The following is a 16142-nucleotide window of genomic DNA, read 5'->3' on the forward strand; positions in this document are numbered from 1 at the left end:
TTTGCCCGCCTGACGATCGGCAGGGTCGGCGCTGCACGGCGAGGGCCAGCATGGCGAGGAGGTTTTGGGGACGCCTTAAAGAACGCGTCTCGTCGTGCGCGACCGCACTCCGGCAAGATACCGGCGATGCCCGGCCGCTCCGACTTCCGCCTCTACTACTCCAATGCACTGGACGTGCTGGCGGAGCTGTTCGCCAACCAGCTGCGCGAGCCCGTGCCGGGCCAGGCCTTGCTCGCGCCCGAGGTGGTGCTGATCCCGCAGGTGGCGATGCGCCGCTGGTTTCAGTCGACGCTGGCGCAGCGCCACGGCATTGCCGCGAACCTGCGCTTCCTCACGCCGGGCGAGTTCGTGCGCGAGACCCTCGACGCCAACGTGCCCGGCGCCAGCGACGACCTCGACGCCGCCGCGCTCCAGTGGCGTTTGTACGCGCAGTTGAGCGAACCGGCCGCGCTGGGCGGGCGGGCGTTCGCGCCGCTGCGGGCGTACCTGTCGGGCGACGACGCCCTCAAGCCGTGGGCGCTGGCCGGCGAACTCGCCGCCATCTTCGAGAAGTACCAGGCCTGGCGCCGCGACTGGCTGCTGGACTGGGAAGCCGGCCGCGAGCCGCACGAGGCCCAGGCCGAACTGTGGCGCCGCATCGCCGCCGGCCGCCGCCATCGCGCGCGCCGCATCGACGACTACCTCGCGCGCTTCGCCGCGCCCGACGCGCCGCTGCCGGCCGGCATGCCCGCGCGCCTGTTCGCCTTCGCCACGCTCAACATCTCGCCAGACGTGCTCCGCGTGATCGCCACGCAGGCGCGCGTGGGCACGCTGCACTTCCACGTCCCCACGCCTTCGCGCCGCTACTGGGGCGACCTGCCGAGCTGGGCCGAACGCCTGCGCGAGGACCCCGCCGAGAGCGAGGACGAGAACCCGCTGCTGTCCAACTGGGGCGCGGCCGGCCGCGATTTCATGGCCGTGCTCGGCGGCTACGACGTGGTGCACGCCTCGGCCGAAGAGGAGCGCTACGCGGACCCGGAAGCGCTGCCCGACGACGCGCCCGAACGCGACAGCCTGCTCGGCCGCCTGCAACGCGACCTGCTGCACCGGCGCGCGCCGCGGCCGTGGCGCAAGTCGGTGGATCGCGACGATCCCAGCCTGCAGGCGCATGCCTGCCACACGCGTCTGCGCGAAGTGCAGGTGCTGCACGACCGCCTGCGCGCGCTGCTCGACGACCCGCGCTTCGACCCGCCGCTGCAGGCGCGCGAGATCGCCGTGCTCGCGCCCGACATCGATCCGTACCGCCCGCACATCGAGGCCGTGTTCGGCGGCCTGGGCGGCACGCGCGACTACATTCCCTATGCGCTGGCCGACCTGAGCCCACTGGCGGGCGAGCCGCTGGCCGACGTCTTCCTGCGCCTGCTCGCACTGCCCGACGCGCGTTTCGGCGTGAGCGAAGTGTTGGACCTGATCGCCACCCCGGCGCTGATGGAAGCCGCCGGCCTCGACGCCGCCGGCCTGGAGCGCCTGCGCCTGTGGCTGCACGAAGCCGGCGCGCGCTGGGGCCTGGACCCCGACCACCGTGCGCGCCACGACGCGCCCGCCGACGACGCCTACACCTGGCGCTTCGCGCTCGACCGGCTGCTGCTCGGCCACGCCACCGGCCTGGACGACGACCTCGCCGGCGTCGCGCCGTGGACGGAACTGGAAGGCAGCGCGCTGGACGCACTCGACGCGCTGATCCGCGTGCTGCGCGTGCTCGCGCGCAACGAACGCCTGCTCGGCCGCGCAATGACGCCGCCGCAATGGCGCGATGCGCTGTTCGCGCTGCTCGACGCGTTGTTGCCCGAGCACCCGCGCTCGGTCGGCGACCAGCGCGCGATCGAGCGCCTGCGCCGCCACGTCGACGCCTTCGCGCAGAGCGCGCGCCAGGCCGAGTTCGACCGGCCCGTGGCGCCGGACGTCGCCCGCGCCTACTTCCGCACCGCGCTGTCGGAATCCGACACGCGCGCGCCGCTGCTCACCGGCGGCGTCAGCTTCGCGCGCATGGTGCCGATGCGGCTGATCCCGTTCCGCGTGATCTGCCTGCTGGGCATGAACGACGGCGATTACCCGCGCCGCGACGCCTCCGGCGGCCTCAACCGCATGACGCAGGAACTCACCACGCCCGCGCGCCGCTTCGGCGACCGCTCGCTGCGTGAGGACGACCGCTTCCTGTTCCTGCAGCTGTTCGCCTCGGCGGGCGAGGTGTTCCACCTGAGCTGGCTCGGTGCCGACCCGCGCGACGGCAGCGCGCGCGAGCCGTCGGTGCTGGTGTCGGAGTTGCTCGACGCGGCCGCGCACTACCACCACGACGCCTCCGCGCGCGCGGACCTGGTGCTGCACCATCCGTTGCAGCCGTTCTCGCCGCGAGCCTTCGGCGAACGCGCGGAGCCGCGGCACTTCAGCTACCTGGCGCCGTGGCATCCCGCCGCCGACGCCCTGCGCGCGCCGCGAAGCGCGCCCGCGCCGTGGTTCGGCGAGGCCTTGCCCGCGATCGAGGCACCGGCGGAGCTGCCGCTCATCGCGCTGCGGCGCTTCCTCGCCGATCCGCCGGGCCAATTCCTGCGCCAGCGCATGGGACTGCGCCTGCCGGACGAAGTGGATGCGCTCGATGACCTGGATCCGCTGTCCGCACCGACGAACGGGCTGGAACGCTGGAAGCTGCAACAGGTCGTGTTCGACGCTTGCGCCGACCACGACACCGACGACCTCGCCGCGCGATTGCGCGCACGCGCGCTGCTGCCATCGGGTCCGCTGGGCGAACGCCTGCTCGGCGCGCTGAAGGCGCAGGTGCAGCCCTTCGCGCAAGCGCTGCGCCAGTGGCGGCAGGGCGACGCGGACACGCGTGCGTTCGAGCTCGACGTCGACGGTGTCCGCCTCTACGGCCATCTCGACCGCCTCTATCCGCAAGGCGCATTGCGCACGCGCCTGGACACGCTGCACGGACCGGCGCAGATCGCGCACGGCCTGGACTGGCTGGTGCTGTCCGCGCTGGGTGATGCGCGCCCGCTGGCGCAACTCGCACTGTGGGAGGAGGGGCCTTTCGTGCGCACGCGTGCGCCCATTCCGGTGCCGCAGGCGCGCGCGGCATTGCGCGAGCTGCTGGCGCTGTACCGCGAGGGCATGCGCGAACCGCTGCCCTTGCAGGCGCGATCCGCATGGCGCTGGTACGACATGCCCCACGGCGATGAAGTCGCCGAGCAGGCGGCATGGAAGGTCGCGCGCGAAGCCTGGCAGGGCGACCGCGAGCGCAAGGTCTTCGGCGAAGGCAACACGCCCGGCGTGCAACTCGCCTTGCGCGGGCGCGATCCGTTCGCCGGCGAACTCGACGACCGCGACGGCCTGCGCTTCCGCGCGCTGGCCACGCGGCTGTTCGACGCGCTCGTGCACGGACGTGTCGCCGACGGTCGCAGCGGAGTGGCCGCATGAGCCGCGAAACCGCCACGCACGACGCCTTCCTCGACCTGCCGTTGGACGGCGTGCGCCTGATCGAGGCCAGCGCCGGCACCGGCAAGACCTTCACGCTGGCCACGCTGGTGACGCGGCTGGTGATCGAACGCGGCCTGCGCGTCGGCCAGATCCTGGCCGTCACCTACACCGAGGCCGCCACGCAGGAACTGCGCGAACGCCTGCGCCTGCGCCTGGAACTGGCCGCGCGGCTGGCGAACGAAGTCGCGCTCATGCCGACCACGCTGGACGACGACAGCGAAGCGGCGGTGACGCGCACGCTGATCGAGCGCCAGGCGCGCGTCGAGGACCCGCTCGCACTCGCACGCCGCCTGCGCCAGGCCGCGCGCGAGATGGACCTGGCCGCGGTCTTCACCATCCACGGCTTCTGCGCGCGTGCGCTCGCCGAGCATGCGCTGGAAGCGGGGCAGCCGCTGCTGGCGCCGGAACTCACCGGCAGCGAACGCGAACTCGTCGATGCCGTCGCCACCGACCTGTGGCGTTCGCTCGGCGCCGAGCGCACCGATGCCGAACTGCTGCAAGCGCAATGGCGCACGCCGGAGGAACTCGCCGGCGACCTGCGCAAGCTGCTGTACGTGCCGCGCCTGCAGCCCGCGCCGCCGCCGCCGTCCGATGACCCGCTGCCGCGCCTTCGCGACGCCGCGCAGGCCCTGCGCGCCGCGTTCCACGCACACGGGCACGACGCCTGCGCTTCGATCGAAGCGGCGATCGACGCCAGGATCCTCAACGGCACGACCTACAAGCGCACGCTGATCGCCGAACTGCGCCAATCGCTGGCGCAATGGTGCCTGCAGGACGATCCCGCCGCGCCGATCCACGAACGCCTCGACCGCCTGACGCCGGCGATGCTGGCCGACAAGACCAACAAGCCGAAGAAGGGCCCGCCGCTGCAGCCGCCGCAATCGCCGCTGTTCGCGGCGGTGGAGGTGTATCTGGACGCGGCACGCGAACGCGGTGTCTGGCTCGCCTCGCGTCGCGTCGAACTCGTGCACCGCGTGCGCGAGGAAGCCGCGCGCAGGCTGGCCGCGATCAAGCGCCTGCGCCGCGAGCAGACGTTCGATGACCTCATCGCCGACCTGGCCGACGCACTCGATGGCCCGCACGGCGCGCAACTGGTCGAGCGCCTGCGCGCGCAGTACGCGTTCGCATTGGTGGACGAATTCCAGGACACCGACCCGCGACAGTGGTCGATCTTCGAACGCATCTTCGGTGCGGCCGACGCGCATGAAGGCGACGCCGCCGAACCCGCGCTGTTCCTGATCGGCGACCCCAAGCAGGCCATCTACCGCTTCCGTGGTGGCGACGTGCACACCTACCTGGCCGCCGCCGATCGCGCGCAGCGCGCACCGGCGCTGGACCGCAACTTCCGCTCGCGTCCTTCGCTGCTGCGCACGATCGCGGCACTGTACGAGCAGGCGGGCGAGGGCGCCTTCGAGGACGAACGCATCCGCTTCCGCGACGTCGAAGCCGGCGGCGCGGTGAGCGATGCCGACTTCCAGCGCGACGGCCGCACCGCACCGGCCCTGGAAATCAGCGTGCTCCCGCCGCCCGACGATGGCCGTCGCAAGCCGCAGTGGCTGGTGGGCGAGGCGCGCGAACTCGCGGGAGAAGCCTGCGTGGCGGCGATCCTCTCGCTGCTGCACGACGCACGCGAAGGCCGCGCGCGGTTGCACGAGCGCGGCCGCGAACGCGCGCCGGAATCGGGCGACATCGCGGTGCTGGTGCGCAACCACGCCGAGGCCACGCTGATGCGCGATGCACTGTCGCGCGCCGGCATCGCCGCGGTGGCGGCCGGTCGACGCAGCCTGTTCTCCACCGATGAAGCGCACGACGTGCTAGCGCTGCTGGAAGCGCTGTTGCGTCCGGACGACGACGCGCGCCTGCGCGGCGCGCTGGCGACGATGCTGGTGGGTCTGGATGCCGACACGCTCGCGCGATTCGACGACGATGCCGCCCTGCATCGGCACTGGCAGCTGCGCGCGCTCGCCTGGCGCGACCGCTGGCGCCGGCACGGGCCACTGGCGATGCTCGGTGACGTCGCCGCCGAACACGCGCCGCGATTGCTGGCCCTGGCCGACGGCGAGCGTCGCCTCACCAACACGCTGCAACTGGCCGAAGTGCTGCAGGAGGCCGACACGCGCGCCATCGGCGAACACGGCCTGGTCGACTGGCTGCGCACGCGCATCGCCGAGTACGACGACAGCGACGAGACGCAGCAGCTGCGCCTGGAATCCGACGCGCGCTGCGTGCAGATCCTCACGCTGCACAAGAGCAAGGGGCTGGAGTATCCGTTCGTGTTCCTGCCCTTCGTTGCGATCGGACGCGAAGGCCGCGGCGGCAATCTGTGCGAATTCCACGACGGCACCGGCCGCGTGCTGCAACTGCGCAGCGATGCGACGCCGTCGGACACCGCCGCATGGAGCGACGCGCGCGCACGTCACGATCGCGAGGAACGCGGCGAGGACGCGCGCCTGCTCTACGTCGGCCTGACGCGTGCGCGGCATGCGCTGTGGCTCGCGACCGGCCCGTTCGCCAATGCCACGTTGAGCCCGCTGGAGCCGATGCTGCGCGATGTGGACGCGCTCGAACAGCGCCTTGGCGCGTCCATCGACGTGCAGCGCCCGAGCTTGCCGCTGCGCCTGCCGGCCGCATTGGCGCGGGAGCGCGACGAACCCGTTCCGCCCGCCCGCAGCGCGCGCCGCGTCGTGCCGCGCGACTGGTGGGTCTACAGCTTCACCCAGCTCGCCAACGAAGCCACCGGCGCGGTGGAAGCCGCGCCGCGTGCGGTGGCGGAGGAGGGCGGCGCGCAGGACGAACCGGTGATCGCCACCTTCGACGGCGACGCGCGCTTCAGCGGCAGCCGCTTCGGCAACGTGCTGCACGGCGCGCTGGAGCGGGTGGACTTTGGCGCCTGGTCGCAATGGTTGTCGACCGGAATGCCGGAGGACGAACGCCGTCCGCTGGTCGATGCGCTGCATGGCGAAGGCTATGCGGACGAGGACATCGACGACGGCGTCGCGGTCCTGGCGCCGCTGGTGGGGCATACGCTGACCGTCGCGCTGCCCGAGGGCACGCGACTGTGCGAAGTGCCGCACGATGCGCGCCTGGCCGAAATGGAATTCCATTTCGCGCTCGATGCAACGCCGGTCGCGCGCCTGCTCGCACTGCTGCACGAGCACGAGCTGCTGCGCGAGCGTCACGCCTTCGGCAACCGCCAGCGGCTGGAAGGACTCATGACCGGCAAGATCGACCTGGTCTACGGGCACGCCGGCCGGTATTACGTGCTCGACTACAAATCCAACCGCCTGCCCGCCTACGATCGCGACACGCTCGCCACCGCGATGGACGACAGCGAATACACGCTCCAGGCGCTGCTCTATGCGTTGGCGCTGCACCGCTGGCTGCGGTTCCGGATGGGCGCGGCATACGACTACGACACGCACTTCGGCGGCATCCGCTATCTGTTCTGCCGGGGCCTGGATGCTTCGTCAGCGGCTTCGCCCGGGGTGCACGCATGGCGTCCGTCGCGCGCGCTGATCGACGGGCTTGATGGCCTGTTCCGTCACGGCGTGGCCACGCCGGAGGAGGCATTCGCATGAGCCTGCTCGACGCACTGCTGCGCCAGGGCGCGCTGCGACCCGTGGACCATGCGTTGGCGCAGAGCCTGCGCCGCCTGGGGCGCGACACGGGCGACGCGGACGACCGTGTGCTGGTCGCCGCGGCGCTGGCGTCTTCGGCGATCGCGCACGGGCATGCGGGCCTGGATCTGTCAAACCCGCAGCGCGTATGCGACGCCGCCGTCGAATGGCCCGATGCGGAGGAGTGGCGCGAAGTGCTGGGCGCATCGCGCTGGGTTGCCAGTCCCTCGCATGCACAGGCCAGTGAGCAGGCGCCGCTGGTGCTGGAGAAGAACCTGCTCTACCTGCGCCGCTATCGCGAGTACGAGCGCAGGCTCGCGCAAGGCCTGCGCCGGATCGCCGCCGCCACGCCGCAGACAGCAGACCTGCATGCGCTCGCGCCGCTGTTCGCCATCCTCTTCCCGCATGCGCGCGACGTGGATCGGCAGGCACGCGCGGCCGCGCTGGCGCTGCTGCGTTCGCTGCTGCTGGTGACGGGCGGGCCGGGCACCGGAAAGACCACGACGATCGCGCGCGTGCTGTTGCTGCTGATCGCGCAGGCGATGTCGTCCGGCCAGCCGGCGCCGCGCATCGCGCTGGCCGCGCCCACCGGCCGCGCCGCCGAGCGCATGGCCGAGAGCCTGCGCGCCGCCGCCGGGCACCTGCATGCGCTCGACGGCATCGATCCGGCATGGTGCGACGCACTGCCGCACTCGGCGAGTACGTTGCATCGGCTGCTGGGCACGATTCCCGACAGCCCGCGCTTCCGCCACGACGCCGATCATCCGCTGCCGTTCGACGTGATCGTCGTCGACGAAGCCTCGATGGTCGATCTGCCGCTGATGTGCAAGCTGGTGGAAGCCGTGGCCGACGGCGCGCGCCTGATTCTGCTGGGCGATCGCGATCAGTTGCCTTCGGTGGAGGCCGGTGACGTGCTGGCCGCGATCACCGACGCGGCGGGCGAGGGCGATGCGTTGCCGGCGTCGCTCACGCGCGCGCTGGCGCCGTTGCTGGGTCCGCTGCCGGAAGGCGCGTCGGAAGGCGGCGCCCTGGCAGGGCATCGCGTGCAGTTGCAGCGCGGTTACCGCCAGGCGCAGTCGCTCGATCTGGCGCCGCTCGCCGATGCACTGCGCGTGGGCGATGCCGATCGCGCGATCGCGCTGCTTCGCGACGGTCTGGCCGGCGTGCGCTTCCACGAAGACATGCACGACCCACTCGCCGGTGCGTCGCGCGAAACACTGCTGGCCCCGTGGCGCGCGCTGATGGCGTCGAACGATCCCGCGCAGGCGCTGGAACAGGCGCGGGGCCTGCGTCTGCTCACCGCGCTGCGCGAAGGCGCGCAGGGTGCGGCTGCGCTCAACCAGCGCATCGAGGACGCGCTCGCCGGCACCCAGCGCGATCCGTATTTCCACGGGCGTCTGTTGCTGGTCACCGAAAACAGCTACCGCCACGGACTGTTCAACGGCGACATCGGCGTGGTCCAGCACGACGCTACGGGCGTGCCGGTGGCCTGGTTCGCGGGCGGCAGCGACGGTGTTCGCGGCTTCCATCCGGCGTCGCTGCCGGCGCATACCGGCGCCTTCGCGATGACGGTGCACAAGGCGCAGGGATCGGAATTCGACGCGGTCTGGCTGCTGCTTCCGCGACAGGATGCGCGCACGCTCTCACGCGAACTGCTCTATACCGGCGTCACCCGCGCGCGAAGCGAACTGCACCTGTGCGCAAGCGAGCCCGTGCTGCGCGCGGCGCTGGTACGGCATGCCTCGCGCGTGTCGGGGCTGGCGTGGCGGTTGCAGGTGGGGTGATCGCGCGCCCTGCTCTTCCTTCTCCCCTCGCGGCGACCGAAGGGAGTGCAGAGCTGAGAAGGTGCCCCCGAAGGGGGCGGAATCAATCCTCTTCTTCCTCATGCGCATCAGCCGCCACAGGCTCTTCCGCCTTCGCCTTGCGCTTGGCCTTTGCTGCGGCCGCGGCTGCGGGCTGCTGGGCGACCTTCGCCAACTCGGCGTTGATCGCATCGGCTGCGGACTTCTCCGCCGCCTTGTAGCGCGCACGCACGTTCGGGCAGAGCACCTGCATGTAGTCGGCGTCGAAGTTCAGGCGCTCGACCAGGAAGTCGACGAACGCGCGCACCTTCGGTGACTGCACGCGACCGCGGGGGAACACCGCGTTGAACTCGTAGTCCGGGCCGGTCCAGCCGGCGAGCACGCGCTGCACGTAACCCTGCTCGGCATACGCCTTCACGGTGACGTCGGCGGCGAGCATCAGGCCTTCGCCGCACAGCAGCGCACCGCTGAGCGGGCCGGGATCGTTGGCGACCAGCACCGGATCGACGCGATAGTCCACCGTGCGCGTGCCGTCGTTGAGCGACCAGAAGTACTGGCCGTTGCGGCGCGACTTCTGCATCGCCACGGTGCGGTGGTGCACCAGATCGTCCGGATGCAGCGGCTCGCCGTGGCGCGCGATGTAGCTCGGGCTGGCGTAGACCTGCGTGCGGAACGTGGCCAGCTTGCGCGCGATGAGGTTGGAGTCGGGCAGGTTGCCCACGCGCAGGGCGACGTCCAGCTCCTTGTCGATGATGTCGAGCTGTTCGTTGGTCAGCACCATGTCCACGCGCAGTTCGGGATGGCGCGCGTGGAACTCGCCCAGCAGCGGCGCGATCCAGGTGATGCCGACGGAGTAGGGCGCGGTGAAGCGCAGCCAGCCGCGCGGGCCGCCCTGCAACTGGCCGACGGCGCTTTCGGCTTCGTCCAGTTCGCGCGAGATGCGCTGGCAATGTTCGAAGTAGATGTTGCCGGCTTCGGTGAGGCCGAGCTTGCGCGTCGTGCGATGCAGCAGCTGCGCGCCGAGGCGGGTTTCCAGTTCCTGCACCTTGCGGCTGACGGTGGTCTTGGGCAGCTGCAGGGCGCGGGCGGCGGAAATGAAACTTCCGTGCTCGACCACCTTCACGAAGATCAGGGTGTCGTTGAGATCGCGGGCCATGTGGGGGGTTCCTTGGGCGCGGACGGGGAGGGCAGACGGACTGGGCAAACCACCCGGTCGCATTTGGACCGATGACGGGACAATTATTCCCTCCAAATCGGACTAATCAAGTGCCGATTGCAAGCCTAATCTCTGCCCCACGCTCCCCCGACCCCCGCCGCCATGCTCACCCCCCGCCAAGCCCGATATGCCTTTCTGCCGGTCATGCTGATCGCCATGGCGATCCTGGTCGGCGTTGCCCTGATCGCCCTCCAGCAGGGGCTGGCGGCCGGTCCGGACGAGTTCTGGCTGCTCGCCTGGGTGCTGGCGTTCGTGCTGGCGCTGCCCGGCGCGATGCTGGTCCTGCCGGTGGTCAGCGCCGGCCTGCGCGCCGCGACACGTCCGGAGACCGTCCCGCTCACGGGAGTAAAAATCCCGGATTCGGGACATTGGGGCCGATAATGAAGACGCCCGCCGCCAAGGCATCGGCCCAGAACACGGCCCAGAGCCGCCGCATCGCCCGCGCCGCCGTCGTCGTGCTCGGCGCGACCGGTGGCGTCGGCCGCGGCGTGGTCGAGGCCGCGCTGGCCAGCGGCCGGCCGGTGATCGCGGTCGCCCGCGACAAGGCCGGCCTGCAGTGCCTGCGCGGCAAGTTCCCCGATGCCGACCTCAGCGTCGTCGCCGGCTCGATCAGCAGCGACGGCGACGGCGAACGCCTGGCGCGCGACCTGCGCAAGCTGGGCCGCCCCATCGGCGGTGTCGTGGCCGCCGTGTGCGGCAGCGACACGCGCGGGCGGCTGCTCGATCATCCGGCGGCGTTCCTGCGCCAGACGCTCGACGACGACCTGCTCCCGCACCTCGCCGCCGCGCGGCACCTGCTGCCGTTGCTGTCCGAAGCCGGACGCACCGGCACCTATGTATTGATCGGCGGGCCGGGCGCGGATCGCCCGTGGGCCGGTTACGGCCACCGCTCCATCGCCACCGCCGCGCTGCGCATGCTCGCGCGCGTGCTGCACGAGGAAGCCCGCACGATCGGCGTGCGCGTGCAGTTGCTGGCGATCGACAGCCCCGTGTGCACCGAACTCAATCGCGCCCACGCCTGCGAACAGTGGCCCAGCGCGCTCGCGGTCGGCCAGCGCGCGCTGGCGCTGGTCGAGCCCGAGGGCGTGCAGCCGGCGCAGGCGGTCGTGAACTTTTCCGAAGTGACGGCGTTGCCGTTGCCGATGGACGCGGCGGATGTCGATCCGGCGTCCGCTGATTCGACGATTCAACAGGACCCCGAGCCTGGCGACGCGACCGCGCCGCCGAGCGCGCAGGCAGGACTGCTGCCATCACGCTGTCTACAGGACGCGCGCACGCTGCTCAGGAACCTGATCTCAACAGATAACAACAACCAGGAACGTTCGACATGACCTCCCCACGGAAAGAATTGGCCCGGTCGTATACCGGGATTCCCTACCTCGCTCTGGCGACAGGCCTGTTGATGGCCGCCATCGCCACCGCGTGCAGCAGCCAGGCCGACCCGGGCGCCGGCATGCCGCCGCCGCCGGAAGTCAGCGTGGCGCAGGTGCTCAACAAGGACGTCAGTCGCTGGGATGAGTTCACCGGTCGCGTCACCGCGATCGAGACGGTCGAGCTGCGTCCGCGCGTGTCCGGCTACGTCCACCAGGTGGCGTACAAGGAAGGGCAGGAAGTGAAGAAGGGCGATGTGCTCTTCGTCATCGATCCGCGCCCGTACAAGGCGCGCCTGTCGCAGGCCGAAGCCGACGTCGAGCGCGCCCGCGCCGAGGCCCGCCTCGCGCAGATGCAGGACAAGCGCGCGCAGACGCTGGTGGAAGCCAAGGCCATCTCGCGCGAGGAGTTCGAAACCCGCCGCGCCGCCAGCACGCAGGGCAATGCCGCCGTGCGCGCCGCCGAAGCCGCCCTCGACAATGCGCGCCTGGACCTGCAGTTCGCCACGGTGCGTTCGCCGATCGACGGCCGCGCCGGTCGCGCGCTGGTGACCGAGGGCAACCTCGCCAGCGCCGACACCACGCTGCTGACCACGGTCGTCTCGCAGGACCCGGTGTTCGTTTACTTCGAAAGCGACGAGCAGAGCTTCCTGCGTTACCAGGAACTGGCCCGCAAGGGCGAGCGCGCGGCGACGCAGAACCCGGTGCGCGTCGGCCTGGCCACCGAGCAGGGCTATCCGCATGAAGGCACGGTGGACTTCGTTGACAACCAGGTTGATCCGAGCACGGGCACCATCCGCGCCCGCGCCGTGCTGAAGAACCCGGACCGCATGTTCACGCCGGGCCTGTACGCACGCGTGCAGTTGCAGGGCACCGGGCAGTTCAAGGCGATGCTGGTCGACGACAAGGCCGTACTGACCGATCAGGACCGCAAGTACGTCTACGTGCTGGGCGAGAAGAACGCCGCCACGCGCAAGGACATCAAGCTCGGGCCGATGATCGATGGCCTGCGCGTGGTGACCTCGGGCCTGGCGCCGTCGGACAAGGTGATCGTGCACGGCGTGCAGAAGGTCTTCTTCCCGGGCATGCCGGTGCAGCCGAAGGTGATCGCGATGGGCGCGCCGGCACCGCAGCCGCAAGTAGCGATGAAGTAACGGCATGACATGACTGCCCCTCCCCCTGCTCGCAGGGGGAGGTTGGGAGGGGGTTGAGGCGCGATAGCGCCGAGCTCGCCGCGATGCGGCTCGCGACCCCTCCCCAACCCTCCCCTGTGAGCAGAGGAGGGGGACAAAGCAGAACCCAATCGGCGATGCGCCGTGACGCATCGCCCAGGACCGCTGCGGCCTGAACACATCGTTTTGAAGCCGCCGCACAAGGAACCCCACATGGACTTTTCCAAGTTCTTCATCGACCGGCCGATCTTCGCGGCAGTGCTGTCGATCGTGATCTTCGCCGCCGGCCTGATCTCGATCCCGCTGCTGCCGATCGGCGAATACCCCGAAGTCGTGCCGCCTTCGGTGGTCGTTCGCACCGTCTACCCGGGCGCGAACCCGAAGGTCATCGCCGAAACCGTCGCCACGCCGCTGGAGGAATCCATCCGCGGCGTGGAAGGCCTGATGTACGTCAAGTCGGTCGCCAGCTCCGACGGCGTGCTGTCGATCACCGTCACCTTCCGCCCGGAAGTGAACGCGGACGAGGCCACGGTGCGCGTGCAGAACCGCGTCAGCCAGGCGCTCGCGCGACTGCCCGAGGACGTGCGGCGACAGGGCGTGACGACGCAGAAGCAGTCGCCCGTCTTCCTGATGGTCGTGCATCTCACCTCGCCCAGCGGCAAGTACGACACGCTGTACCTGCGCAACTACCTGCGCCTGCACGTGAAGGACCAGCTCGCCAGCATCCCCGGCGTCGGCGAAGCGCAGCCCTTCGGCGGCGGCGATTACGCCATGCGCATCTGGCTCGACCCGGACAAGGTCGCCGCGCGCGGCATGACCGCCAGCGACGTCCTGCGCGCCGTGCGCGAGCAGAACATCCAGGTGTCCGCCGGCCAGCTCGGCGCCGAGCCCATGCCGAACAAGTCGGAATTCCTCACGCTGATCAATGCGCGCGGCCGACTCGAGAAGCCGGAAGAGTTCGGCAACATCGTGCTCAAGGGCGGCAACGACGGTGAAGTCGTGCGTCTGTCCGACGTGGCCCGCATCGAACTCGCCGCCGGCGACTACACGATGCGCGCGCGCCTGGACGGCCAGAACGCCGCGGCCATCGGCATCTTCCAGGCGCCGGGCGCCAACGCGTTGCAGATCCGCGACGAGGTCATCCGTCGCATGGACGAAGCCGCCAAGCGCTTCCCGCCGGGCATCGAATACAAGTCGATCTACGACACCACCATCTTCGTGCGCGACTCGATCAAGTCGGTCGTGACCACGCTGCTGGAAGCCACGCTGCTGGTGGTGCTGGTGGTGATCCTGTTCCTGCAGACCTGGCGCGCCTCGATCATTCCGTTGATCGCCGTGCCGGTGTCGGTGGTGGGCACGTTCGCCGCGCTCTACCTGCTGGGCTTCTCGATCAACACGCTGACCTTGTTCGGCCTGGTGCTGGCGATCGGCATCGTGGTGGACGACGCCATCGTCGTGGTGGAGAACGTCGAGCGCCACATCGAAGACGGCCACACGCCGCTGGAAGCCGCGCACCTGGCGATGAAGGAAGTCTCCGGGCCGATCATCGCCATCGCGCTGGTGCTGTGCGCCGTGTTCGTACCGATGGCGTTCCTGTCGGGCGTGACCGGCCAGTTCTACAAGCAGTTCGCGGTGACGATCGCCATCTCCACGGTGATCTCGGCGATCAACTCGCTGACGCTCTCGCCGGCGTTGGCCGCACGCCTGCTCAAGCCGCACGGCGCGCCGAAGGATGCACTGAGCCGCTTCATCGAACGTGGCTTCGGCTGGATATTCCGCCCGTTCAACCGCTTCTTCGGCACCGCCGCGGAGCGTTACCAGAACGGCGTGAGCAAGGTGCTGGGCCGTCGCGGCGCGGTGTTCGTGGTGTACGCCGGCCTGCTGCTGGCCACGGGCCTGATGTTCCAGCTCGTGCCGCGCGGCTTCGTGCCGGTGCAGGACAAGAGCTACCTCATCGCCGGCATCAAGATGCCGGAAGGTTCCTCCATCGAACGCACCGATGCGGCGCTGAAGAAGATCGGCGAGATCGCCATGTCCATCGAAGGCGTGCAGAACGACGTCGCCTTCCCGGGCCTGAATCCGTTGCAGTTCAGCAACACGCCCAACTACGGCGTGACCTTCATCAACCTCAAGCCCTTCGGCCAGCGCAACCGCAGCGCCGAGGAGATCAACGCCGAACTCAGCGCGAAGATCAGCGGCATCCAGGACGGCTTCGCCTTCTCGCTGCAGCCGCCGCCGATCCAGGGCCTGGGCAACGGTTCGGGCTACTCGCTCTACATCGAGGACCGCGGCAATCTGGGCTACGGCGCGTTGCAGAGCGCGGTGCAGGCTTTCCAGGGCGCCGGTTCGCAGACGCCGGGGCTGGGCTTCCCGAACTCGAGCTACCAGGCCAACGTGCCGCAGCTCGACGCCGAGGTCGACCGCGTGAAGGCCAAGGCGCAGGGCGTGCCGCTGACGGAGCTGTTCGACACGCTGCAGACCTACCTGGGTTCGGCGTACGTCAACGACTTCAACATGTTCGGCCGCACCTGGCAGGTCGTGGCGCAGGCCGACGGCCCGTTCCGCGACAGCGTCGAGGACATCGCCAACCTGCGTACGCGCAACGATCGCGGCGAGATGGTGCCGATCGGTTCGATGGTGAAGGTGACCGAGACGTTCGGCCCCGATCCGGTGATCCGCTACAACGGCTATCCGGCCGCGGACATCCTGGGCGAAGCCGACGTCAACCAGCTCTCGTCCGCGCAGGCGATGGCGAAGCTGGAAGAGCTGGCGCAGAAGGTGCTGCCCAACGGCATGGACATCGAGTGGACGGACCTGAGCTACCAGCAGGCCACGCAGGGCAAGGCGGCGCTGATCGTCTTCCCGCTGGCCGTGCTGCTCGCGTTCCTCGTGCTGGCGGCGCTGTACGAAAGCTGGACGCTGCCGCTGGCGGTGATCCTGATCGTGCCGATGTGCATGCTCTCCGCACTGTTGGGCGTCTACCTGACCGGCGACAACAACGTGTTCGTGCAGGTGGGCCTGGTGGTGCTGATGGGCCTGGCGTGCAAGAACGCGATCCTGATCGTCGAGTTCGCCCGCGAGCTGGAAATGCAGGGTAAGGGCATCGTCGAAGCCGCGCTGGAAGCCTGCCGCCTGCGTCTGCGTCCGATCGTGATGACGTCCATCGCGTTCATCGCCGGCACCGTGCCGCTGGTGCTCTCGCACGGCGCCGGCGCCGAAGTCCGCCAGGCCACGGGCATCACCGTGTTCTCCGGAATGATCGGCGTGACGCTGTTCGGCCTGTTCCTGACGCCGGTGTTCTACGTCGCGCTGCGCAAGCTGGCGAACCGCCCGCTGGTGAGCCACGGCCCGTCCACCGTCGAATCGCACGCCGTCGCGCACGCGTCCACCCACCTCTGATCCGCAACCGCCGGCACGGCCCAACGCCGTGCCGGCATCGAATTCCGCGCACACCG

General features: G+C 70.2%; 8 protein-coding genes. 7 read left to right on the forward strand and 1 reads right to left on the reverse strand.

Annotation, left to right across the window (positions count from 1 at the left end; translation table 11 throughout):
* The first annotated feature begins 126 nt into the window (after positions 1-126).
* Genes recC through recD form a run of 3 tightly spaced genes read left to right on the forward strand, consistent with a single transcriptional unit; the run spans position 127 to position 8911 of the window.
* Positions 127-3450, forward strand: coding sequence for an exodeoxyribonuclease V subunit gamma (recC, locus tag AAFF32_RS03785; RefSeq protein WP_342316536.1), 3324 nt, complete (start codon positions 127-129; stop codon positions 3448-3450).
* Complete coding sequence (gene recB / locus AAFF32_RS03790) at positions 3447-7088, forward strand: exodeoxyribonuclease V subunit beta (RefSeq protein WP_342316537.1); 3642 nt, start codon at positions 3447-3449, stop codon at positions 7086-7088. The genes recC and recB overlap by 4 nt, the downstream gene beginning before the upstream one ends.
* Positions 7085-8911 (forward strand): exodeoxyribonuclease V subunit alpha, encoded by a 1827-nt coding sequence (recD, locus tag AAFF32_RS03795; RefSeq protein WP_342316538.1) that lies wholly within the window; start codon positions 7085-7087, stop codon positions 8909-8911. The genes recB and recD overlap by 4 nt, the downstream gene beginning before the upstream one ends.
* A gap of 82 nt (positions 8912-8993) precedes the next feature.
* On the opposite strand, the gene AAFF32_RS03800 is transcribed toward recD, so the two are convergent.
* Entirely contained in the window at positions 8994-10085 is a 1092-nt protein-coding gene (locus AAFF32_RS03800; protein WP_216964819.1) for a LysR family transcriptional regulator, read from the reverse strand.
* A gap of 162 nt (positions 10086-10247) precedes the next feature.
* Here AAFF32_RS03800 and AAFF32_RS03805 point away from each other — a divergent pair, with 162 nt between their 5' ends.
* From AAFF32_RS03805 to AAFF32_RS03820, 4 genes are all read left to right on the forward strand, one after another.
* Entirely contained in the window at positions 10248-10526 is a 279-nt protein-coding gene (locus AAFF32_RS03805; RefSeq protein ID WP_216964816.1) for a hypothetical protein, read from the forward strand.
* A complete protein-coding gene (locus tag AAFF32_RS03810) occupies positions 10526-11476 on the forward strand; it encodes an SDR family oxidoreductase (RefSeq protein WP_342316539.1) in 951 nt (316 codons plus the stop codon). The genes AAFF32_RS03805 and AAFF32_RS03810 overlap by 1 nt, the downstream gene beginning before the upstream one ends.
* Positions 11477-11547: 71 nt before the next feature.
* Positions 11548-12669, forward strand: coding sequence for an efflux RND transporter periplasmic adaptor subunit (locus tag AAFF32_RS03815; RefSeq protein WP_254200770.1), 1122 nt, complete (start codon positions 11548-11550; stop codon positions 12667-12669).
* A 231-nt stretch (positions 12670-12900) separates the two neighbouring features.
* Positions 12901-16086, forward strand: a complete 3186-nt coding sequence (locus AAFF32_RS03820; RefSeq protein ID WP_342316540.1) for a multidrug efflux RND transporter permease subunit — start codon at positions 12901-12903, stop codon at positions 16084-16086.
* Positions 16087-16142 lie beyond the last annotated feature (56 nt).

Source organism: Lysobacter sp. FW306-1B-D06B, from assembly GCF_038446665.1.
GTDB lineage: Bacteria > Pseudomonadota > Gammaproteobacteria > Xanthomonadales > Xanthomonadaceae > Lysobacter_J.

Bases quoted from the DNA above. Each gene is read 5' to 3' on its own strand.
- AAFF32_RS03805 (WP_216964816.1), top strand. From the start codon at position 10,248: ATGCTCACCCCCCGCCAAGCCCGATATGCCTTTCTGCCGGTCATGCTG.
- recD (WP_342316538.1), top strand. From the start codon at position 7,085: ATGAGCCTGCTCGACGCACTGCTGCGCCAGGGCGCGCTGCGACCCGTG.
- recB (WP_342316537.1), top strand. From the start codon at position 3,447: ATGAGCCGCGAAACCGCCACGCACGACGCCTTCCTCGACCTGCCGTTG.
- recC (WP_342316536.1), top strand. From the start codon at position 127: ATGCCCGGCCGCTCCGACTTCCGCCTCTACTACTCCAATGCACTGGAC.
- AAFF32_RS03810 (WP_342316539.1), top strand. From the start codon at position 10,526: ATGAAGACGCCCGCCGCCAAGGCATCGGCCCAGAACACGGCCCAGAGC.
- AAFF32_RS03815 (WP_254200770.1), top strand. From the start codon at position 11,548: ATGGCCGCCATCGCCACCGCGTGCAGCAGCCAGGCCGACCCGGGCGCC.
- AAFF32_RS03800 (WP_216964819.1), bottom strand. From the start codon at position 10,085: ATGGCCCGCGATCTCAACGACACCCTGATCTTCGTGAAGGTGGTCGAG.
- AAFF32_RS03820 (WP_342316540.1), top strand. From the start codon at position 12,901: ATGGACTTTTCCAAGTTCTTCATCGACCGGCCGATCTTCGCGGCAGTG.